The 20,627-nt window shown below is 39.9% G+C and carries 20 protein-coding genes; 10 read left to right on the plus strand and 10 right to left on the minus strand.

The genetic code is table 11. The features are described from left to right. Positions 1-92: 92 nt before the first annotated feature. Together G3O08_RS16295 and G3O08_RS16300 are read left to right on the plus strand one after the other, a co-directional pair. A complete protein-coding gene (locus tag G3O08_RS16295) occupies positions 93-821 on the plus strand; it encodes an SDR family oxidoreductase (protein WP_163286497.1) in 729 nt (242 codons plus the stop codon). Between the two features lie 133 nt (positions 822-954). Next, the gene (locus G3O08_RS16300) at positions 955-1,488 is read left to right on the plus strand and encodes a hypothetical protein (protein WP_163286499.1); all 534 of its coding nucleotides are present in this window, start codon (positions 955-957) and stop codon (positions 1,486-1,488) included. A gap of 29 nt (positions 1,489-1,517) precedes the next feature. Here G3O08_RS16300 and trhA read toward each other — a convergent pair whose 3' ends face one another. Together trhA and G3O08_RS16310 are read right to left on the minus strand one after the other, a co-directional pair. After that, complete coding sequence (gene trhA / locus G3O08_RS16305) at positions 1,518-2,153, minus strand: PAQR family membrane homeostasis protein TrhA (RefSeq protein ID WP_163286501.1); 636 nt, start codon at positions 2,151-2,153, stop codon at positions 1,518-1,520. Positions 2,154-2,243: 90 nt separating this feature from the next. Continuing rightward, positions 2,244-3,707 carry an arylsulfatase gene (locus G3O08_RS16310; protein WP_163286503.1) on the minus strand — a complete coding sequence of 488 codons (1,464 nt, stop codon included), beginning with the start codon at positions 3,705-3,707 and terminating at the stop codon, positions 2,244-2,246. Positions 3,708-3,965: 258 nt separating this feature from the next. Here G3O08_RS16310 and G3O08_RS16315 point away from each other — a divergent pair, with 258 nt between their 5' ends. After that, positions 3,966-5,822 (plus strand): chloride channel protein, encoded by a 1,857-nt coding sequence (locus tag G3O08_RS16315; protein WP_163286504.1) that lies wholly within the window; start codon positions 3,966-3,968, stop codon positions 5,820-5,822. Positions 5,823-5,830: 8 nt separating this feature from the next. Here the strand turns inward: G3O08_RS16315 and G3O08_RS16320 are convergent, their stop codons facing one another. The 5 genes from G3O08_RS16320 to G3O08_RS16340 form a co-directional block, all read right to left on the minus strand. Beyond that, positions 5,831-6,439, minus strand: a complete 609-nt coding sequence (locus G3O08_RS16320) for a Tll0287-like domain-containing protein (protein ID WP_163286506.1) — start codon at positions 6,437-6,439, stop codon at positions 5,831-5,833. Positions 6,440-6,531: 92 nt separating this feature from the next. Next, positions 6,532-7,899 (minus strand): T9SS type A sorting domain-containing protein, encoded by a 1,368-nt coding sequence (locus G3O08_RS16325; RefSeq protein ID WP_163286508.1) that lies wholly within the window; start codon positions 7,897-7,899, stop codon positions 6,532-6,534. Further along, on the minus strand, positions 7,896-9,284 hold the full coding sequence (locus G3O08_RS16330; RefSeq protein ID WP_163286510.1) for a T9SS type A sorting domain-containing protein: 1,389 nt from the start codon (positions 9,282-9,284) through the stop codon (positions 7,896-7,898). Before G3O08_RS16330 ends, G3O08_RS16325 begins: the two co-directional genes overlap by 4 nt. Then, complete coding sequence (locus tag G3O08_RS16335; RefSeq protein ID WP_163286512.1) at positions 9,281-9,586, minus strand: T9SS type A sorting domain-containing protein; 306 nt, start codon at positions 9,584-9,586, stop codon at positions 9,281-9,283. Before G3O08_RS16335 ends, G3O08_RS16330 begins: the two co-directional genes overlap by 4 nt. Then, complete coding sequence (locus tag G3O08_RS16340) at positions 9,573-10,019, minus strand: hypothetical protein (RefSeq protein WP_163286514.1); 447 nt, start codon at positions 10,017-10,019, stop codon at positions 9,573-9,575. Before G3O08_RS16340 ends, G3O08_RS16335 begins: the two co-directional genes overlap by 14 nt. 555 nt (positions 10,020-10,574) lie before the next feature. On the opposite strand from G3O08_RS16340, the gene G3O08_RS16345 reads away from it, so the two are divergent. The 3 genes from G3O08_RS16345 to G3O08_RS16355 all read left to right on the plus strand — a co-directional run bounded on the left by G3O08_RS16345 (position 10,575) and on the right by G3O08_RS16355 (position 11,785). After that, complete coding sequence (locus G3O08_RS16345; protein ID WP_163286516.1) at positions 10,575-10,913, plus strand: single-stranded DNA-binding protein; 339 nt, start codon at positions 10,575-10,577, stop codon at positions 10,911-10,913. An 88-nt stretch (positions 10,914-11,001) separates the two neighbouring features. Continuing rightward, a complete protein-coding gene (locus G3O08_RS16350; protein ID WP_163286518.1) occupies positions 11,002-11,340 on the plus strand; it encodes a single-stranded DNA-binding protein in 339 nt (112 codons plus the stop codon). A 103-nt stretch (positions 11,341-11,443) separates the two neighbouring features. Next, a complete protein-coding gene (locus tag G3O08_RS16355) occupies positions 11,444-11,785 on the plus strand; it encodes a single-stranded DNA-binding protein (protein ID WP_163286520.1) in 342 nt (113 codons plus the stop codon). A gap of 75 nt (positions 11,786-11,860) precedes the next feature. Here G3O08_RS16355 and trxA read toward each other — a convergent pair whose 3' ends face one another. The 3 genes from trxA to G3O08_RS16370 all read right to left on the minus strand — a co-directional run bounded on the left by trxA (position 11,861) and on the right by G3O08_RS16370 (position 17,533). Next, positions 11,861-12,178, minus strand: coding sequence for a thioredoxin (gene trxA, locus G3O08_RS16360; protein WP_163286522.1), 318 nt, complete (start codon positions 12,176-12,178; stop codon positions 11,861-11,863). A 96-nt stretch (positions 12,179-12,274) separates the two neighbouring features. Continuing rightward, positions 12,275-16,552 (minus strand): DNA polymerase III subunit alpha, encoded by a 4,278-nt coding sequence (dnaE, locus tag G3O08_RS16365; RefSeq protein ID WP_163286524.1) that lies wholly within the window; start codon positions 16,550-16,552, stop codon positions 12,275-12,277. Positions 16,553-16,873: 321 nt separating this feature from the next. Further along, positions 16,874-17,533, minus strand: a complete 660-nt coding sequence (locus G3O08_RS16370) for an HD domain-containing protein (protein WP_163286526.1) — start codon at positions 17,531-17,533, stop codon at positions 16,874-16,876. A 185-nt stretch (positions 17,534-17,718) separates the two neighbouring features. Here G3O08_RS16370 and yidD point away from each other — a divergent pair, with 185 nt between their 5' ends. From yidD to G3O08_RS16390, 4 genes are read left to right on the plus strand one after another with little or no spacing between them, the layout of a single operon-like run. Then, the gene (gene yidD, locus G3O08_RS16375) at positions 17,719-17,970 is read left to right on the plus strand and encodes a membrane protein insertion efficiency factor YidD (protein ID WP_163286528.1); all 252 of its coding nucleotides are present in this window, start codon (positions 17,719-17,721) and stop codon (positions 17,968-17,970) included. After that, positions 17,951-18,442, plus strand: a complete 492-nt coding sequence (locus tag G3O08_RS16380) for a hypothetical protein (protein WP_163286530.1) — start codon at positions 17,951-17,953, stop codon at positions 18,440-18,442. The genes yidD and G3O08_RS16380 overlap by 20 nt, the downstream gene beginning before the upstream one ends. Continuing rightward, positions 18,432-19,400 (plus strand): porphobilinogen synthase, encoded by a 969-nt coding sequence (hemB, locus tag G3O08_RS16385; protein WP_163286532.1) that lies wholly within the window; start codon positions 18,432-18,434, stop codon positions 19,398-19,400. The genes G3O08_RS16380 and hemB overlap by 11 nt, the downstream gene beginning before the upstream one ends. Positions 19,401-19,405: 5 nt before the next feature. Next, complete coding sequence (locus G3O08_RS16390; RefSeq protein ID WP_163286534.1) at positions 19,406-20,410, plus strand: amidohydrolase family protein; 1,005 nt, start codon at positions 19,406-19,408, stop codon at positions 20,408-20,410. The last annotated feature ends 217 nt before the right edge of the window (positions 20,411-20,627 follow it).

Consider the following 20,627-nt stretch of genomic DNA (forward strand, 5'->3'; position numbering starts at 1 on the left):
TTTGGTCGGTTGGATTTAGAGAAATCAATTTGTTTGAGTGGATTTCCAACTCAAATCCTTGAATTTCATTTGTTCAATTCAAAACCGAAACTATGCAATTAGAAAATAAAGTAGCAGTAGTAACAGGCGCAAGCAGCGGAATAGGAAAAGCAATTGTTAAAAAGCTTTCAGAAAAAGGATGCCGTGTTGTGCTGGCAAGCAGAAGTCTAGATAAACTGAAAGTAATAAAAGCCGGGCTTAAGGGGGAAACCATGGTAGTTGAACTGGATGTGACTGATTCAGAAAGTGTTTCTAAGGCATTTGAGAAAATAAACAACGAATTTGGAAAAGTTGACATCCTTGTTAACAATGCAGGCGTAATGCCTCTTACCTACCTTAAAAATGAACATTTGGAAGAATGGCTAAAAACAATTGATGTAAATGTAAAAGGCGTTTTACGTTGCATGCAAGCAGTTTTACCCGGAATGATCGACCGAAAAGATGGTCACATAGTGAATATTGCATCTATAGACGGAAAAGAGTTTTATAAGGGAGGCGCGGTATATAGTGCTTCTAAAGCAGCAATAATCGCATTGTCAAGAGCTATGCGTCTTGAAGTATCATCAGAATACAACATTCGTGTAACCTGTATCGAGCCTGGCACGGTTGATACAGATTTGAGAGGCGATATTTCTGATAAGGAATTTGAGAAAAACCAGGATTGGGACGATAATGAAGCAAAACTCAAACCGGAAGAAATAGCTGATGGAATTCTCTATGCCCTAAGTCAGCCCGAGAGTGTGAATGTGAATGAGCTATTGATTACACCAACAAGGGCTTAAAGTCTTATCCAAAGCGAATTTTGGTCTGGTTAGTCGCGATTTCGATTCGTAATCTAGATTGGTAATCCTTTGAGGAAGTTTTCGATTTTCCTCTTTCAGGTGTTGACATTCCTTCTTAAAAGTCGATTGAAGAATGAATACATATTCATTCCATTTAAAAATGATCCTTCTAAAATCAAAATTTAAAAAATCAGGACCTTATGGTATTCTTATTTTTTTAAATATTGCTATCGCATCACTTGCATTATTACTTTTACTTTGGATAGGAAGTAACTTCAAACCAGATTTGGTAACAATTCTAATAGCCGCCATTAGTTTGGTCTCTATCCAAACCATTTTGCTTTTCCTCTTTTTTAGCCATTGTAAAATCATATCCCTTTATGAAGAAGGAATAAGTTTCGGAAATCCAGTTTTTATGTATCTCACAAAATCTTATTCGTGGAGCGATTTTGATGGTTTTATTTTGGTTCGTGAAGAAACAGAGCATTCAGAAATAGAAGCGATTTGGCTCGTGAAAGATAAAAAGCTTTCCAAACGTATTTCATCTGGAATTTACCTGAACTATGAAGAAATAAAAGTGAGCTTAAGGATCAAAAACGAAGGACATAAATCCATTTCATCAATCCTTCAAGCAAGAGCTGTTTTGGGTCTAAAAGTTAATTTATGACCGGCAGCAAAAAGAACTGTCCGAAAAAGTTATTGATAAATCCCCCAAACTCCAATAAGATGGCTCACCGCTCCACCCAGCACAAATACATGCCAGATAGCGTGGTGATAAGGAATTTTTTTAACCAAATAAAATACTACTCCAAGCGTATAGAATACTCCGCCTACGCCAATCCAAAAAACGCTATTATCGGTCATGGTATCTTTAAAAGAATCAGGTGCTCCCACTATCATCCAGCCCATTGCTAAATAGATGGCTGTAGAAACCACTCGGAATTTTCCCGCGAAAAAGAATTTAAAGATCGTTCCCGCCAGCGCAAGTGTCCACAAAACAAGAAGCATTAGTTGAACATCTGCTTTATTGGCGTAAGCCAAAATAAACGGCGTATAAGTTCCCGCAATTAAATAGTAGATACTTATATGATCCCAGATTTTCATCAAATGGCGGCGCTTAGGCTCTCGGTGATAATGATATAAGGATGAAAACCCAAAGACCATTAAAAAACTCACACCATAAATAAGAAGCCCAATCACTGTAACTTGATTTGAAAAATCAGAATCGACGGCGTGGTAAATCAAAAAAGGAATTGCTACGATTCCAAGTACAAAACCAATGATATGGGTTGCTATATTGGCGCGCTCATGGCTCGGTGAATAATCTGACATGGTACAAAGTTACTTTTCTAAACTGAGAATAGGCCTACCGGAATACCCTATTCTTTTATCGACCCCTGACTGATTTTTCACTGTATTAAACTACTCCTTTTGTTCAAACTTAAATGGAAAAACAGCAGATTCCATATGCGCATTTTGCATAATTGTGACTATTGAATCAACAATTGCCTGATTTTGATTTGCAATATTCTTCTTCTCTCCTAAATCTGTACTCAAATCATACAATTCAATTGGCGAATCAAAACCTCTGTTTACACCCGATCGGACCCCTTTCCATTTGCCCATGCGCACTGCCTGACTTCCACCTCGCTCTGGAAACTCCCAATATAAAAATGCATGTTCATCTTGGGGTTGTCCCTTTAAGGCATTCAAAAATGAAATTCCGTCGGTAGTTTCGGGGGCATCTACATTTGCAATATCTGCAAAAGTGGGCATTAAATCCCAAAAGGCCGAAATATGATCAGTTTCAGTACTGGGCTTAATCACACCGTCCCATCGGGCAACCATGGGCACACGTAATCCGCCTTCGTATAAATCTCTTTTATAGCCTTTTAAAGGGCCGTTGCTATTAAAAAAATCAGGGTCAGCGCCACCCTCCTTGTGCGGGCCGTTATCTGAAGTGAAAATAATTAATGTGTTGTTGGCAATTCCCAATTCTTCGAGTTTTGCAACAATCTCTCCTACCTCATCATCAAGCAGCGTAACCATTGCAGCAAAAGTGGCATGGGTTTCGGGTTGAGAAGAATAACCACCCATTTTGTATCGCGGACCTTCGTCAACTCCAAAATAGGCTTTATCGGGCGCAAACTTTTCACGGTATTTCGCAATGTATTCTTCAGGCGCTGCAAGCTCGGCATGTGGTATTGTAGAAGGATAGAAAAGGAAAAACGGCTTGTCCTTATTCGCATCAATAAATGCAAGTGCTTTCTGGTGAATAAGATTCGGGGCGTAAACTCCCTCGCCACTGCCGCTGTTTTCATCCAACACTACTTTTTGATCATTATCCCACAAATGAAACGGGTAATAGCTGTGGCTCATACGCTGGCAGTTGTATCCGTAAAAAACATCAAATCCCTGATTTATCGGATCGCCACTCGAGCCCACCGGCCCCAATCCCCACTTTCCAAAAGCACCTGTAGTATAGCCGGCTTCTTTGAGCAATTCGGCAATCGTAAAGTCAGAGTCGTTGATGGGATACTGACCCTCAGGTTGTATTTCCTCATTTCCACGCACTGTGGTATGACCTGTATGCAAACCCGTGATAAGCGCCGAGCGCGAAGGTGCGCAAACAGTGCTTCCCGAATAATGCTGCGTAAATTTAATTCCCTTTTCAGCCAGCGCATCAATATTGGGTGTGTTAAACTTTTTTTGACCGTAGCTGCTCAAATCACCATAGCCCAAATCATCTGCAAGAATATAGACTATATTGGGTTTAGCATTCTGTGATCGAGCTTCTTGCGGCTTGGTTTCAGACGATTGAGCTTGCGCACAAGAGATTTGAGAAACAGCAAATAAACCGAGAAAAATGAGAATGACTTTATTCATAATATGGATGGTAATTTGATTTACGCGAAAAGTCAAAAATAGTACCAAAAGAAGTATTAATCACATAATGAAGCGTTAAATCGCGCTTTCGCGAAAATTTTAGGCTAACTAAAGGGATATGAGATAATCAGAAACCCGAAAATAACTTTTGAGAATTGGACTAAACGGAGTTAATAAAACTCATTCCTTTAAATATTTGAGAAGGCCGTTTTCTAAATTACATTTGCACACGCATTCTATAAAAGCTATAATCTTTTAATGAAATTCAGACTCAAGAGGCTCTATGTAAACTTTCTAAAGTACAAGAAAGCTTTTCAGGAATATAACTTTAACAAGTTTAACCTCGCAGAGATACTTGTTTTTTGGCTGAAAAGTCATTTTTCGCGCTCGCAGTTCCTTGTGTTATCTGGTATTCTGGTGGGATTAACTGCAGGGTTGGCAGGCGTACTTCTAAAAACGGTCGTTCACAAAATCCATACGTTCATTGAGCAAGATCTCCACTTCGAAGAGCGCTTGTGGGTTTATGCCTTGCTCCCGATTATCGGGATAACCCTAACAGCATTTGTTGCAAAGTTCTTTTTTAAAGGTCAAGTTAACGAAGAAAAAGGCATACCCATTATTCTAAACGACATTGCAAAAAACAATAGTCATGTGGGCGCGAGGCGAATGTATTCTGAAATGATTCAGAGCGCAATTACCATTGGTTTTGGTGGTTCGGCAGGTTTAGAGAGCCCTATTGCAGTTACCGGATCTGCTATTGGTTCTAATTATTCTAAACGATACCGTCTTGATTATAAAGAACGTACGCTACTGCTCGCTGCCGGCGCTTCTGCTGGTATAGCCGCCGCTTTTAATGCGCCGATTGCAGGCGTAATGTTTGCCTTTGAATTGCTACTCGTAGGGCTTGTTTTCACTGATTTTATACCACTCGTTATCGCCGCTATTTGCGGAAGCTTACTCTCCAAAATCATTCTCAATGAAGATGTGCTCTTTGGATTTCAGGCACGCGATTCGTTTGATTATTACAACATTCTATTCTACATCGGGCTGGGAATTCTTACCGGACTCTACGCGCGCTATTTTTTGCTTGTAAGCCAATGGATTCACGGATTTTTTCACACCATGAAGCAGAATTTTATGGTGAAAGCCCTAATTGGCGGCTCAATACTTTCGGTGCTCTGCATCGTTTTCCCGCCGCTTTTCGGAGAGGGTTACAGCAGCATTCGTCTTTTGGAATTTGGACAGGTAGATCACCTGGTTCACGAAAGTTTATTCCGGTATTTTACTTCTCCCGAAATTGCGGTTGTAGTTTTTCTAGCGCTCGCAGTAATGTTTAAGGCCATAGCCACAAGTGTAACTCTGCACTCGGGGGGAAACGGTGGAAACTTTGCTCCGTCGCTTATTGCCGGAGGCCTTTTGGGCTTTTGGTTTGGATATACCCTTTCTTTTCTCGGCTTTGAAAATGTACCCATCACCAATTTAATGCTGGTAGGAATGGCCGGAGTAATGGCAGGGGCACTTTACGCTCCGCTAACTGCTATATTCCTCATTGCAGAATCAAGCTCGGGATACGATTTATTCATCCCGCTAATGATTGTCTCGGTTATGTCATTTCTGATCAATAAATCGTTTTCATCAATTAATCCCGACTTGAAAAGACTAGCCGATGAGGGTAAAATATTTACCTCAAAGCATGATCGCAACCTACTGATGCGCATAAATATAGACGATTGCGTGCGCAACAAGAACTTTAGTATTACTATACATGCTGAGGGAAGAACACTGCTCGCCAAATTTAGAAACAGTACAGAAAATTTTATTGCAGTATTAAAAGAAGATGGAACATACTGGGGAACCATTTCACGAGAAAATTTATTGCCTTTTTTAAGTAATGAAAAAGAGGTAGAAGAATTACGCATTGCCGATGTAACTTCAAATCCTTCCTACAAGGTTAAACCATCAGAAAATATTCTTATTGTAATGAAAATGCTCGATGAATCTGATGTTTGGCAGCTACCGGTTGTAGATGTAAATGATCACTTCTTGGGCTTTGTGAGCAAAACCGATATACTCAATGAATACCGCTTGCTGCTAAAAGACTACTCTACAACCTAAGCAAAGTTTTAGTTTTCACTCATCGTCACTTTCCACATTCCGCGTAAGTCGCCATCTTCGTAGCCGATCGCTTTATCTACCGGGTATAGCTGTGCTATCACAGCGGCCGTTTCAGGGTTTATTTCCCTTCCGGGAATGCCGTGGCATTGCAAACAAAAAGGCTGAATAATTATTGGATAATAGCCAATAGCGCCGTTACCCTTACGTACCATTATTGGGTCTATAGATTTTCCACTATCGTGCATATTCTTCATTGCTCCAATCATTTTAAGTTCTTCAATATCCGCAGTATTCATGGGGTTTCGTGGCTTATCACTTACTCGTTGCAAATCAACGTTCATCATCTTCGCAGCACTATCCGTAATGGAAATAGCACGTATGCTGCAAAAGTTCAGCGCACCGATTGCGCCACCTTCGGCAAGAGCCATTTTTAAATTCATACCAAGCATTTTCTGTGCAGAATCTGCGTATTGCTTACCTGCTTTGGTGTATTGATCTAAATCAAAATCAGGCGACAGTTTAACATTAGAATTCTTGTTATTCTCACCACCGCCAGCGCAGCTATAAAGAATAATTGAAACTAAAATAGCGAATAAGGCAAATACTTTATTTCTCATTACCGATGGCTTTACGACTTCAAATTACGGAATTATGTCGCAATTTTTTTAGCCACAAAAAATAACAGTAGTATGGTTTATTAAGCATAGTTTTAATGCTTAACTATTTTGCGATATTCGTAAGATTCTCCGTAGTTAATTTTAAAAAGATATATGCCTGACGGAAATTCCGAAAGATCAAATGATATATCTTGATTGTTAGAGTTCTTCTTTAAAATCCGTTGTCCTCTGATATTGTAAACTTCAATAGATTCAATTTTATGAATGGATTCAACCTTTACGAATCCGGTTGTTGGATTTGGGAAAATGGAGAAAGATTTTATATTGCTTTCTTCCACCGCAGTAGGGGCTGAACAGGGATTATAATCATCGCCACCAATCCATTTATAAATTTCGTAATCTGATGAGAAAAAAGGATCTATTTCTGAGTAGAAAAGAGGCATGTAGAGGCTGTTATTGAACTCAAACATTCCCGACACTATTTGTCCAGGGCGGTAAGTACGCAAACCGCACCATTTCGAACCATCCCAGCGCGCCACGCCATCAAGTTGAGTGCTTCCCGCACTATTAAAAGGACCACCTACGTATAGTCCATCCTGAAATTTTCTCATTATGTACAAGAATGTGGTGTTCAACCCGACGCCGACGGATGACCACGATTCACCATCCCATTTTTGAATGGCATTTGCGGCATTTCCTTCCGATTGCCATATTACTCCAGCTGCATAAAGCTCTCCTTGATAGACTTCAAGAAAGTTAATTTTAGTATGTAATCCGGGTATTCCTTCACCTACTTCCTGCCACTCGTTGTCACGATAGACAAATAGTTCAGGATCGTTCACATCCGGCGATAACCCACCCATATAAATTTCTCCATTGTACTTTGCAAAACAGCTGATATAAGCGTAGTTTGGCCTATCAACAAAAGGATTGTTAGCTACAGGATGCCAATTTTCTCCATCAAATTTAGCAACGTTCGGAGAGTCAAAAAATCCGTTAGTTGTAAATTCTCCGCCAACATATAAGGTGTCATCTATTACCTCTAATCCACGTACTGCTCCGTCTACATTTGGAATATTTTCCCAAATCTCGCCATCAAATCGCGATAATGTGCCGGAAGAGAATGTATAAACGGAGTCTGAATAATTAAAGCCACTGCTAGCCGCATAAACATATCCCTTATAATAACACATATCAAAAATATCGCCAAAATAGAACCCGCGAGCGAGCCAGAATTCTCCGTTAAACTCATAAAACACATCTCCCCAGTTAGGAGTACTAACTCCCACAACGTATTGTACATCATTTACAGTATCAGTAGCTGATGGTAAACTATAAAGAGAAACATTATTCGACAGATTAATAAATGTCTGAATATTGGTATGCTCCCACCACTGATTGGTTTGAGAAAAAACCAGAACAGGAAAAAATAACAGACTTAATAGTATGATCTTTCTCATAGGATAATGATCTTCGTTTTGTAAAATCGTTCTCTGTTGAGAACTTGTAAGAAATAGGTTCCGGAAGAAAACTTGGAACAATCAATTTTGAAACTGCCATCTACAGGCATTTCCTTTTGATCTACCATTTTCCCCTGGGAGTTAAAGAGAGAATAGACTATTTTTCCTATAAAGTCACCACTTACAGTAACTATGCTCACAGCCGGAATTGGATAAATATTCAGATTTTTCGTACTTACTTCATTTACGCCGGTATATGTTTGACAATTTTCGTAATCATTTCCTCCTATCCATTTAAACATTGCAGATGGGTAAATTGTATTGGAGTATGGATTCAAATAAAGATAGGCATAAAGTTCATTGTCAATCTCAAAAATTGCCTGAATGGCATATTCTAAACCCTCCGTAAACATTGCACACCATGTTTCACCATTATATGCGGCAAGTTGATTTACTTCCTGATCACCTATGTATTCCAAGCTTCCCGCAACATATAAATAATCATTTGTGGCTATGAGTCTTCGAACTTGTGACCCGTAACCTATATTGTGATATATATCATAAAATTTTGGATAGGGTGCGGAAAACTCTATTCCATCCCAGACAATTAAAGACGTATGTAGCGGGTTGTTATAGAAGAAAAATCTTCCTGCTAAATATAATTTCTCTTGCCAAACAACCATTTCGACCACTCGCGCATGACCTATTAAGTTTAACTCATCAACTAATACCCATTCATTATTTCGCAACACTCTCAACCCTTCAGTATCAGGTGCATTGTCTAAATCTAAGTCTCCGGCTGCGTATAGCTCTCCTTGAAAAAAACACAATGACCATATCCACGTATTATCGCCTAGTGCATTTCCGCCAACCGGCTCCCAATTCTCGCCATCATATCGTGCCATATTAGCAATAGGTAAACCATTAATTTCCGTAAAAGAACCAGCGACATACAAATAAGTGTCATCGGTAATAAGTGCCGTAACACTTCCGTTCAATTCGGCCACCGGTTGCCAGATTTCATTTTCATATTTGGCTAAATACTGAATATTCCACATACTATCAACGCAAGAAAAACTTCCTCCCACATAGATATTTTCATTAAAACGAACTACTTCATTGATAACTTCATTAAAGTTCCCTATTTCATCAAAGACTTCACCATCGAATTTGGTGAGCTTATAACGGCAATAATTACTTCCTGACAGATTTTCGTATTTTCCATAAAGGTAATAATCACCTGTAAGGCTATCATTATATGCTCCTAGCCGCCAATTTTCCAAATGATAAGGAAAATCCACTTGTTCCCAATGCGGGTCTTGGCTGAAGCCCATGATTGGGAAAAGATTAAATATGCTCACTAATAAAAATATTCTCAAAATCATAGTTTAATAATTTTAGAAGATGAGATTTCAAAATCGGTTTCAATCAAAAGAATATATGTTCCTGATTCAATTGATTTTAAATCAATATCAAAAGATTTATCTGAATTAAAATTTTTGGTTAAAATAAGCCGTCCGGAAATGTCATAAATGTAATAGGTTAATATTCCTTCAAAAGTACCCCTTATGGTAACTGTTGAGTTGAAAGGGTTTGGATAACCATCAAATAAATTTGATTCACCCGAACTATCAATATCTTCAATAGATAAAGTTTCTTCTTCACAAAAAGCACTATGTAGCAACATTATATAAGGAGCCTGAATAATTGTATACTTCATCCCAAATTAAAATTCCAGTAGAATTATATTTTAAAATTAGCAAGCTATAACCACTTGTATTGGGGTTGTAAGTTGTGCCCGCAATATAAACGTTGCTGCTTGGATCTATATAAACATCAATTGCGACATCATTATAGCCATTGGCATCATAAGTTTCAGACCAAATTTCATTTCCTCCACGATCATATTTTGTGATTAATACGTCATAGTCCCCATTGTCAGAGATCGTTGCCCCCGCTTGATAGATGTTAGCTGATGCATCTGTTTTAGTGGCGCTTCTTAGGAAATAATTTTGAGTCCCACCATATTTCACCCAGTCTTCGTAGATATCTTGTGCGTAAAGTGATGGAAATACAAATAGAAAAATTATTGAAATAATAAGTTTGTAAAAATTTTTCATGGCTGAGGGGTTTTTGATAGTTAATATTTCACAAAGTACACGTTTTATTCAGATAAACAAAGCTTTATTCCGATCAATTGATTCAAATCCCCGATAAGCTCAACCTTTAACGCGCCTAACCTTCGTTTACAAACAAGGTTAAACCTCTTCTTTGAACCAATAAAAACTTTTAATATGAAAAGTATTATGCAATTATGCGAAAGCTTCCTGACGGCATCTGAGTTTCAATTAACTGGTTTATCTCAGTCCTATTCGCAGCCTAATAAAGCAGCACATCTAAGTTCAAGTTGATCGACATATTGGGTCATTCAAGAAAAGTAAAAAAACTTCACTATTTTATTTTTCACAAATTTCCCGTCACTCAAGCAACTAAACGAAACTAACCGGATATAAACGGAAGTAACCGTTTGGCATCCGAATAAAATTAGACTCGTGCCGCACCTTTGACCTGTCGATCGAAACAAATAAGTTCTGACGGGAACAAAAAAGTAAAATCAATAAATCACTAACCGCGAAAAGCAAAACAAAAGCCGCTCGCATTTAAAAGTTGAAGACATGCAAACGCTCGTAAACAAAGTACAGTTAATCGGATACCTTGGAATGGATCCTGAAGTAAAAAACTTCGAAAATGGAAAAATGCTTCGCATAAGCATTGCTACCGACGCATCTTACAAAGATAAAGACGGAAACAAAGTGCAGGATACAAACTGGCATACACTCGTAGGCTGGAATAAAATCGCAGAACTCGGTGAGCAATATTTCAAAAAAGGAAAGCAAGTTGCCATAGAAGGAATGCTCGTAAATCGCTCATATCAAGACAAAGAAGGTGTAAAGCGATACGCAACTGAGGTGAAACTCGAACACTTTTTATTACTCGGAAAAAAAGACGATTAATCGCAAACCAATCAAATTTAAATCAACCAAATCTCAAACCGCGAGGTGATTCGAATAATCACATAATCGCACTAAAAAAGTAGAAGTCATGCAAACACTAGCAAACAAAGTTCAATTAATAGGTCATCTGGGGATGGATCCTGAAGTGAAAGACTTCAAAACCGGCAAAATGCTCCGCACAAGAATCGCAACCGACGCATCTTACAAAGACAAGCAAGGTAAAAAGGTGGAAGACACGCATTGGCACACACTGATAGCCTGGAACAAAACCGCCGAACTCGGAGAAAAACTGCTCAGGAAAGGCAAACAGGTGGCTGTAGAAGGCACACTGGTAAATCGCTCATACGAAGATAAGGATGGCGTAAAACGTACCGTGACAGAAATAAAACTCGATCAATTCCTCCTACTTGGAAAGAAAGAAGATTAAGAATTAAAATCAGGCAGTTTTTGATAAAACGCCTCCAAAAATCAAATTAAAAACCCGCGAACGCGAATAATCAAATTAGCAATCGCATTTAAAAGTAGAAGACATGCAAAGTTTAGTAAACAGAGTACAGTTAATAGGTCATCTGGGGATGGATCCTGAAGTGAAAAACTTCGAAAACGGAAAACTTGTAAAAGTAAGCATCGCTACAGATGCCTCTTACAAAGACAAAGACGGAAAAAAGGTTGAAGAAACACATTGGCACAATCTGGTAGTCTGGAACAAAACCGCCGAACTCGCCGAAACGCTCTTTAAAAAAGGAAGATACGTAGCGGTAGAAGGCTCTCTGATTAACAACAGTTACGAGGATAAGGACGGAGTAAAGAGATACTCGACAGATGTGAGAGTAGACCAATTTCTGATGCTCGACAAAAAAGAGAAAGAGTAGTGGTAGGTATGAACCAGTCATAAAAAAAGGTGCCCGAAAAGGCACCTTTTTTACTTTAATAAAATCTTTTTAAGATTACATATGGGCGTCAAGCTTATCTGTAAGAATGTTTTTGGGAACCGCACCTACCGATTTATCCACCACTTCTCCATTTTTCAGGAACAAAATTGTGGGAATGTTACGAATTCCATATTTCGAAGAAATACTGGGATTCTCATCAACATTTACTTTTCCGATTATTGCTTTGCCTTCATAATCTTTTGAAATCTCTTCTACAATCGGTCCTACCATACGACATGGGCCACACCATTCTGCCCAAAAATCTACTAATACAGGCTTATCTGATTGTAATGCCAACTCGTCGAAATTTGCTTCTGTGAATTCTAATGCCATCTTTATTTGCTTTGTAATGTTTTGCTAAATTATCATTTCTTTTTTACCGAATTTCTAACCTGGGAAAGTTATTCGATTCAAAATTGAAATGCAAAGTTACGCATTGAGCTTGTATTTCACATCTCTTATTGCATTTAAATCCTTTATGGTTTCATTGGACAAATCTATTTTCATAGATCGAGACGGCATTTTGATGGATAATTTACGAATGGGATCCACAATTCTAAACTCGATGGGATAGGTTGCACCAGTTTGCTTTTTGCTGATTACTGATTCTAAGTTGGAAAGCAAACCTTCCGTTAAATCATCTAATCGAAGCTCGAGAATGACTTTTTTAGTTAGTTTTTCGCGCAAATCAGACAACAATTCCATAGAATTAATCTTAAATTCAAGCTCGCCGGTCTTGCTCCACTGCCGCGCCTGAACTTTTCCCTTAATGAACAAGAAAGACCCTTGAACCAGAAAGTGCTTCATTCTCAAGTAATCTTCAGAAAACATAAAGAACTTGTGCACATCGTAGTAATCTTCAAATTCAAATGATCCAAAGGGTTTATTGGTCTTGGTCATTCTGTGTTCCACATTGGTTACCATACCTGCCAGTGAAAGATCGGCATTTGCAATTCCTTCCAGATTTTTCATGTGGCGCATATCGCCTCTCGCAAAATGATCGATTTCAGTTTTAAAATCGTCGAGTGGATGTGCAGATATGTAAATCCCAACCACTTCTTTTTCTTTATTGAGCTGCACCATATTGCTCCACTTTGGCACAATGGGTGGCTCGGGTTTTTGAACCTCTACGGCCACGCTATTCCCAAAAAGATCTGGTGGTGCATCTTTGGCCGTTTGCAAAGCACCTCCAAATTTCACCAATGTTTCAGCGTATGTACTTCCGTTTGGCATAGTAGCAAAATACTGTGCCCTGTGCACTTCTTCAAAATTGTCTAAAGCTCCGGCAAGAGCAAGCCCCTCAAGACAGCGCTTATTCACATGACGCTTATCTGTACGGATTACGAAATCAAACAAATCGGTATAAAAACCATTTTCTTCTCGCTCTTCAACAATAGATTTAACTGCATTCTCTCCTACTCCTTTTATCGCTCCAAGTCCAAACCGTATTTCATCTTTATCATTGACCGTAAATTTCAAATTCGACTCGTTTACATCAGGCCCCAAAACCGGTGTACCAAGTCGGCGACATTCTTCCATAAAGAAAGTAACCTGCTTAATATCGCTCATATTGTTGCTCAATACCGAGGCCATATACGCAGCAGGGTAATTGGCTTTTAAATAAGCGGTATGGAAAGCCACGAGCGCATAACAGGTACTGTGCGATTTATTGAAAGCGTAGGATGCAAATGCTTCCCAGTCTTTCCAGATTTTCTCGGCTATTTTACGGTCATGCCCGTTGGCTTCGCAACCATCCAGAAACTTGGGTTTCAGTGTTTCAAGCAACGACAAAATCTTTTTACCCATTGCCTTACGCAAAACGTCGGCTTCACCTTTTGTAAATCCGGCAAGTTTTTGCGACAAGAGCATTACCTGCTCCTGATATACGGTTATTCCATAAGTTTCTTTCAGAAATTCTTCAGAAGCATCCAGATCATAGCTTATCTCTTCATGCCCGTGCTTTCGCTTGATAAAGCTGGGAATGTACTCCATTGGCCCTGGGCGGTAGAGCGCATTCATGGCAATAAGGTCATCAAAAGTAGTGGGTTTCAAGTCCTTCATGTGAGCCTGCATTCCTGCAGATTCGTACTGAAACACACCGGTTGTTTCACCTCTCTGAAAAAGGGCATAAGTCTTTTCGTCGGTGAGATCAATGTCGTCCGGAATTATTTCAACTCCATAGCGCTCCTTAACGATTGCCACTGCATCTTTAATCAGAGTAAGGGTTTTCAAACCCAGAAAGTCCATTTTGAGCAGCCCTGCGTCTTCTACCACCGAGTTGTCAAACTGGGTACATACCATGTTGCTGTCTTTAGCAGTAGCAACCGGCACATATTTGGTAATATCGTCGGGAGTAATAATGACACCACAAGCGTGTATTCCGGTATTGCGCACAGAGCCTTCCATGGCTCGCGCCTGATTAACTACTTCGGCTTCGAGCCCGGTTCCTTCCGCAATTTTTCTCAGTTCTACTGCTCCTGCATACTCCGAATCGCGAAAACTACTCTTCATGGTCTTATCGTCCATGGCAAAAAGCTTTTTGAGCTTTGTAGCGGGTACCAGTCGCGCCAGGCGGTCGGTATCGCTCAATGGCAAATCCATAACCCTTCCTGCATCACGCACAGACGATTTGGCTGCCATAGTGCCATAAGTAACGATCTGCGCAACCTGATTAGAGCCGTATTTATCTATTACATAATCTATTACAATTTGTCGACCTTCATCATCAAAATCAATATCAATATCGGGAAGCGATACCCTATCCGGATTAAGGAAACGCTCAAAAAGCAGATCATACTTTATAGGGTCAACATTGGTAATGCGAATGCAATACGCCACCGCCGACCCAGCTGCAGAACCACGACCGGGGCCTACTGAAACGCCTCGCTCACGTGCCACATTACAAAAATCCTGAACGATGAGGAAGTAACCCGGATATCCGGAATTTGCTATGGTCTGAAGCTCAAAATCAAGCCTTTCTCTGATCTCATCTGTAAGTTCTGGGTATCGCAGTTTGGCTCCTTCATAAGTCAAATGTCTCAAATAAGCATTTTCTCCACGTTTACCGCCATCTTCGCCATCTTGCACGTCCAAAAACTCTTCCGGTATATCGTATTTTGGAAGAAGCACTTCACGTGCAAGCTCATAGCGCTCAATCTTTCCGATAATCTCACCTACCGTTTCTATCGATTCAGGCAAATCAACGAATAGCTTTTTCATCTCGTCAGATGACTTAAAATAAAACTCATCATTCGGAAAACCGTAACGATATTCTCTTCCGCGCTTGCCTATGTATTTTTTTGGCTTGTGTACTGATTCGGCATCGCGCACACAAAGCAACAAATCGTGCGTTTTAGCGTCGGCCTTATCAATATAATAGGTATTGTTGGCAGCAAAATATTTTACATTATGCTTTTCAGCAAATTTCAGAAGTGTTTCGTTTACAACATCTTCCTCGGGGATCCCATGACGGTTTAGCTCAACATAAAAATCATCTCCGTAGGTTTGCTTCCACCATAAAAATGCTTCCTCGGCCTGGGTTTCGCCAACGTTCAAAATCAAAAATGGAACTTCACCCCAAAGTCCACCGGTCGTTGCAATTACATCTTCCTTATATTGCGTCAGAAGGTTCTTATCAATCCGTGGAACGTAGTAAAACCCATCTGTAAATGCCGTTGAAGAAAGCTTGGCAATGTTGTGATAGCCATTTTTGTTTTTCGCGAGCAATACGGTTTGAAAACCGTTATCCTGTTTTGATTTATCAAGATGATTTTCGCAGACGTTAAATTCACATCCAACGATCGGTGTAATATCCGCCTTGAGCGCGTCGCGCACAAAATGGTATGTTCCCATCATATTTCCGTGATCGCTCATTGCAACCGCGGGCATACCCAGCTCTTTGGCTTTATTAACCAATCCTGCCACAGAAGAAGCAGATTGCAAAATGGAATACTGGGTATGATTATGCAAATGCGCAAAAGGCAAATCTTTTAAATCGCCAATATCCTTCTTAGAAACCTTTTTAAGATCAGTAGTTGTTTCAGGCGCTATATCGTCTGCTTTTGCAAAATTGGCATCAGCAAGTTGTGGTGCTTCGTATTTAAGCTTTGCAAGATCTTTAGCCTCTTCTACTTTAAATACTCTCTGTGTGAGCAAACCAAAAAAGCAACGCGCTGTGGCGTCTACATCGTATGCCGCGTCGTGTGCATCAGCAAATGGTTTACTGAAAAGTTTTTGGTGAAGCTCCGTTAGAGTAGGCCACTTAAACTTACCACCTCGTCCGCCTGGAAGAGCGCAAAATTCGGTGGATAAATCCTTGGTATCCAAATCCTTCATTTTGGCTACAAGAAATTCCTGACCAAGGCGGTGATTCTCTGCGCCTACAATATTAATATCGAAACCAATATTGTGGCCAACGGCATATTTCGCCTTTGCTCGATCTGCTTCAAATTGCGCAAGTACTTCTGCCAACTCTGTACCCTCCTCAAGAGCGCGTTCAGTAGTAATTCCATGTATTTTTGCAGCATTAAATGGAATTGTAAAACCATCGGGCTTAACGGTGTAATTTTTTGCAGAAAGCAAGCTTCCATGTTCATCGTGCAACTGCCAGGCAAGCTGCACCAGTCTGGGCCAATTATCGCTATCTGTTAAAGGTGCATTCCAATCTTTTGGAAGTCCGGTAGTTTCAGTATCAAATATCAGGAACATATATGCTTTCTATGGGGCTTGTAATGAAAAAAAGGAATATAAAATACTCGAAAGCACAGGCATATTACGTTTGTAATCTTCACTGTCGCTGACCAACAAAACTACCCATTCTAAACCGTAATAAGGGGAACTGTTAAGAACTTTTACGCCCCAAAATTCTCAAGAAATTTACTTCCAAAGACTTAGTGGCTTTATATTCTGTGGCTCTGAAATTTATCAAGAAAATGCATTCATGGTAAATTGCTTTTAAGAGTATTCGGATCGGCTATTTTTCCAAATGAGTCAATAGAAAAAAACCTTCTCACCGTAAAAATTAGCGAACTACCTTGACTCTCCCAAATTCCATTCATCATAAAAGGTCTCAAGAAACTTTTCCATAAAAGAATGTCTCTTTATAGACATCTTTTTCCCGGTCGCAGTTTGCATTCTATCTTTTAGAAGCAATAACTTTTCATAGAAATGGTTGATCGTTGCTCCATCATCTTCGGCGTAAGCCAAAAAAGTATCGTGCAAATGCGGATTTTTTGTAGGATTATAAATCTCACGATTTTTACTTCCGCCATAAGCAAACGCCCGCGCTATACCAATCGCACCTATAGCATCTAATCTATCGGCATCTTGCACCACCGCAGCTTCCAAACTGGATATAGTAGTCTCCACTCCTGCCCCTTTATAACTTATCTCACTTACTATTTTAGAAACTCGATTAGCCAGATTTTCATCACCTCCGTTTTTTAAAATCAATTCTTTTGAACGGGCAGGCCCAACGCTTAAGTCATTTCCATGAAATTTATGATCGGCAATATCATGCAAAAGAGCACCAAGCTCTACAAGAAATAAATCAGCATTCTCTAATTCGCCAATTTTTAAGGCATTGTGGCGTACCCTATCAATATGATACCAATCGTGGCCCGTACCTTCACCTTCAAACAGGCATTTAACCTCTATCTCAATTTTCGAAACGATTGCTAACTTATCCATACCTGCGAATATCGCAATTTATTGTGCTTTTAGAATGATCAAATTAGCGTTTTTGCTAACAAAACCCTCCAGAGGTGCGGCTTCAAATCACGTATATAGTCACATATAGTCACAGAAACAGCAAGCCATTTAACAAGCTCTCTGTTTTGGGTCAGGATTATAAACCTTTGTGTAAATTTGCACCCTTGAAAATTCTAAGTTACATATTCATCTTTTTTGTAAAGGTATATCAGGCCGTTATTTCACCGCTTTTTGGTTCAAATTGTCGGTTTACTCCCACCTGCTCGTCTTACGCGATTGATGCAATTAAAGAATGGGGGCCTTTTAAAGGCACCTGGCTCGGAATAAAAAGAATTTCAAAATGCCATCCCTGGGGAGATCAGGGATGGGATCCGGTTCCAAAAAAAAACAAATCACATGAAACAAAAACACTTTAAAATTTTATCCTTATTAGGTCTTGTTCTCTTATTGGCAGCGTGCGGCGGACGCAACGAAAACAGAAAAATGGTAGAAGCATCTGCTATTCATGAACAGATTCTTGACAAACACGACTCTATTTATAGCGTGCTGCAGGAACAGGAACAAAGGGTAGAAAAAAAACTGGGTAAACTCTCGGCAAATGATCCTGACCGTGTGGCTTACGAAAGCATGATGCGGAGTATTAACCGCAGCTATAACCTTCTTGCTAGCTGGATGGAGGGCGTGGCAGACTTTCCCGGATCTAAACACATACACAATAGTGACTCTCCGCATAAGCACGACCCTGAGAAGGAAAGAACGATGAAAGGGATGAGCGATCAGGAAATACTCGATCTGCAAAAAGCTTACAAAACACGACTTGATGAAGTGGGATTGAAAATAAAAGAGCTGATTACCACAATGGATATGTATACCAAAGATGAGAATTAGACCACGTAGAAATAGATATTCTGAAGGAATTCGTGGTTTGGTTCGCGAAACCAGACTTAACGTTGAGCAACTAATAGCCCCTTTATTTATTACACAGGATGCTTCCGCTAAAAACGCCATAAAATCCCTTCCCGAGCAATTTCAACTCGGTAGAAAAGAACTGCTTAGCGAAGTTGAAACATCTTTAGAGCTTGGCCTCAGAAGTTTTGTGCTGTTTCCGGCTGTTGCCGAAGAAAAAAAAGACACTTACGCTTCATACAGTTATGCCGATGACAATTTTTATTTGCACGCGGCACGAGAGATTAAGGAAAAGTTTCCCGAAGCGGTTTTAATGAGCGATGTGGCAATGGATCCATACAGCTCTGATGGTCATGACGGCCTTGTGGAAAATGGGCAAATTGACAATGATAAATCGCTACCTATTCTTTCTAAAATGGCTGTAGCTCAAGCCCAGGCGGGGTTTGATATAATAGGCCCATCAGATATGATGGATGGTCGTGTGGGGCATATCCGCAGAGAACTTGACCATGCAGGATTTCCCAACACAGGAATTATGGCCTATACAGCCAAATACGCAAGCGCATTTTACGGCCCGTTTAGAGACGCTCTGGAATCTGCACCCAAAGGCGGCGACAAGAAGAGTTATCAAATGGATCCGGCAAATAGTAGGGAAGCTTTACGCGAAATGATGCTCGACGAAGAGGAGGGCGCCGACATATTAATGGTAAAGCCGGCTCTATGCTATCTCGATATTATTAGCCAACTTAAAAATCACAGTAAATTACCCATCGCTGCCTACAACGTGAGTGGCGAGTACGCTATGCTCAAAGCCGCTGCGGCAAACGGCTGGCTTAATGAAGAGGCGGCCATGCAGGAAATGCTGCTAAGTATAACCAGAGCAGGTGCTGACATAATTCTTACTTACTTTGCAAAAGATTACGCAAAACTTTTAACCTGAATCAAATGCTTACAATCGATATCCACACGCATATTTTACCTGAAAATATTCCAAACTTCAGAGAGCGATTTGGATACGGTGGCTTTATTCACTTAGATCATCACAAACCATGTTGCGCACGGATGATGATGGACAATAAGTTTTTTCGTGAAATAGAAGATAACTGCTGGGATGCAGAAGCGCGCATGCGCGAATGCGGTCATTTTCATGTAGATGTACAGGTACTGAGCACCGTTCCTGTTATGTTTAGCTACTGGGCCAAACCACTTGATTGTTTGGAAGTTTCTAAATTTCTAAACGATCACATTGCAGAGATTGTACAAAGATATCCAAAACGCTTTATAGGCCTAGGTACTGTGCCTATGCAGGAGCCCGATCTTGCTATCGCAGAGCTCGAGCGATGTAAGAATATTGGGCTTGCAGGGATTGAAATTGGATCGCACGTAAACGACTGGAATCTAAACGACCCTAATCTTTTCCCCATTTTTGAGGCTTGCCAGGATCTAGATATGGCCGTATTTGTACACCCATGGGATATGATGTCAAAAGAAAAAATGGAACGGTACTGGCTGCCCTGGCTGGTAGGGATGCCGGCCGAAACAAGTCTGGCAATCTGCTCTATGATTTTTGGTGGTGTTTTTGAAAGACTTCCAAAACTGCGTGTGGCCTTTGCCCATGGGGGCGGTTCATTCCCGGCAACGCTTAGCCGAATTGAGCATGGGTTTAATGTGCGACCTGATCTTTGCGCAATTGATAATAATGTAAACCCAAAAGAATATCTAGGGAAATTCTGGATAGATTCACTCGTTCATGACGAAAAAGTGCTCGACTACGTTATAGATCTTTTTGGATCTAGTAAAGTAGCTCTTGGATCTGACTATCCGTTCCCATTAGGCGAGTTAGAGCCCGGGAAACTCATTCGCGGAAGCAAATACAACACTGACATTAAAAGTAATTTACTTCATGGCGCCGCTTTAGAATGGCTTAAACTGGATAAAAATCAGTTTTAAATCTGCTACCAGTATTTTTTGAAATAAATTTACATTTCCTCCATTAGAGTCTAAAACCCTGTAATTCATTTATTTAGATAAACATTTGTGAGTTCTTTAAATAATTTAATAAAGATTTTTTCAATATTTATCGACGAAACTATTGACTTCGTCGAAAATTGGCGTAAATTTGTAACTGTTCGAGTGAGATTGAACTATTGAAATCCAACTTTTGTAA

Source organism: Cryomorpha ignava, assembly GCF_010686655.1.
Taxonomy (GTDB): domain Bacteria; phylum Bacteroidota; class Bacteroidia; order Flavobacteriales_D; family Cryomorphaceae; genus Cryomorpha; species Cryomorpha ignava.

Excerpts from the sequence above, each read along its gene's own strand:
- G3O08_RS16295 (WP_163286497.1), top strand. The coding sequence starts at position 93 with ATGCAATTAGAAAATAAAGTAGCAGTAGTAACAGGCGCAAGCAGCGGA.
- G3O08_RS16300 (WP_163286499.1), top strand. The coding sequence starts at position 955 with ATGAATACATATTCATTCCATTTAAAAATGATCCTTCTAAAATCAAAA.
- trhA (WP_163286501.1), bottom strand. The coding sequence starts at position 2,153 with ATGTCAGATTATTCACCGAGCCATGAGCGCGCCAATATAGCAACCCAT.
- G3O08_RS16310 (WP_163286503.1), bottom strand. The coding sequence starts at position 3,707 with ATGAATAAAGTCATTCTCATTTTTCTCGGTTTATTTGCTGTTTCTCAA.
- G3O08_RS16315 (WP_163286504.1), top strand. The coding sequence starts at position 3,966 with ATGAAATTCAGACTCAAGAGGCTCTATGTAAACTTTCTAAAGTACAAG.
- G3O08_RS16320 (WP_163286506.1), bottom strand. The coding sequence starts at position 6,439 with ATGAGAAATAAAGTATTTGCCTTATTCGCTATTTTAGTTTCAATTATT.
- G3O08_RS16325 (WP_163286508.1), bottom strand. The coding sequence starts at position 7,899 with ATGAGAAAGATCATACTATTAAGTCTGTTATTTTTTCCTGTTCTGGTT.
- G3O08_RS16330 (WP_163286510.1), bottom strand. The coding sequence starts at position 9,284 with ATGATTTTGAGAATATTTTTATTAGTGAGCATATTTAATCTTTTCCCA.
- G3O08_RS16335 (WP_163286512.1), bottom strand. The coding sequence starts at position 9,586 with ATGTTGCTACATAGTGCTTTTTGTGAAGAAGAAACTTTATCTATTGAA.
- G3O08_RS16340 (WP_163286514.1), bottom strand. The coding sequence starts at position 10,019 with ATGAAAAATTTTTACAAACTTATTATTTCAATAATTTTTCTATTTGTA.
- G3O08_RS16345 (WP_163286516.1), top strand. The coding sequence starts at position 10,575 with ATGCAAACGCTCGTAAACAAAGTACAGTTAATCGGATACCTTGGAATG.
- G3O08_RS16350 (WP_163286518.1), top strand. The coding sequence starts at position 11,002 with ATGCAAACACTAGCAAACAAAGTTCAATTAATAGGTCATCTGGGGATG.
- G3O08_RS16355 (WP_163286520.1), top strand. The coding sequence starts at position 11,444 with ATGCAAAGTTTAGTAAACAGAGTACAGTTAATAGGTCATCTGGGGATG.
- trxA (WP_163286522.1), bottom strand. The coding sequence starts at position 12,178 with ATGGCATTAGAATTCACAGAAGCAAATTTCGACGAGTTGGCATTACAA.
- dnaE (WP_163286524.1), bottom strand. The coding sequence starts at position 16,552 with ATGTTCCTGATATTTGATACTGAAACTACCGGACTTCCAAAAGATTGG.
- G3O08_RS16370 (WP_163286526.1), bottom strand. The coding sequence starts at position 17,533 with ATGGATAAGTTAGCAATCGTTTCGAAAATTGAGATAGAGGTTAAATGC.
- G3O08_RS16380 (WP_163286530.1), top strand. The coding sequence starts at position 17,951 with ATGAAACAAAAACACTTTAAAATTTTATCCTTATTAGGTCTTGTTCTC.
- hemB (WP_163286532.1), top strand. The coding sequence starts at position 18,432 with ATGAGAATTAGACCACGTAGAAATAGATATTCTGAAGGAATTCGTGGT.
- G3O08_RS16390 (WP_163286534.1), top strand. The coding sequence starts at position 19,406 with ATGCTTACAATCGATATCCACACGCATATTTTACCTGAAAATATTCCA.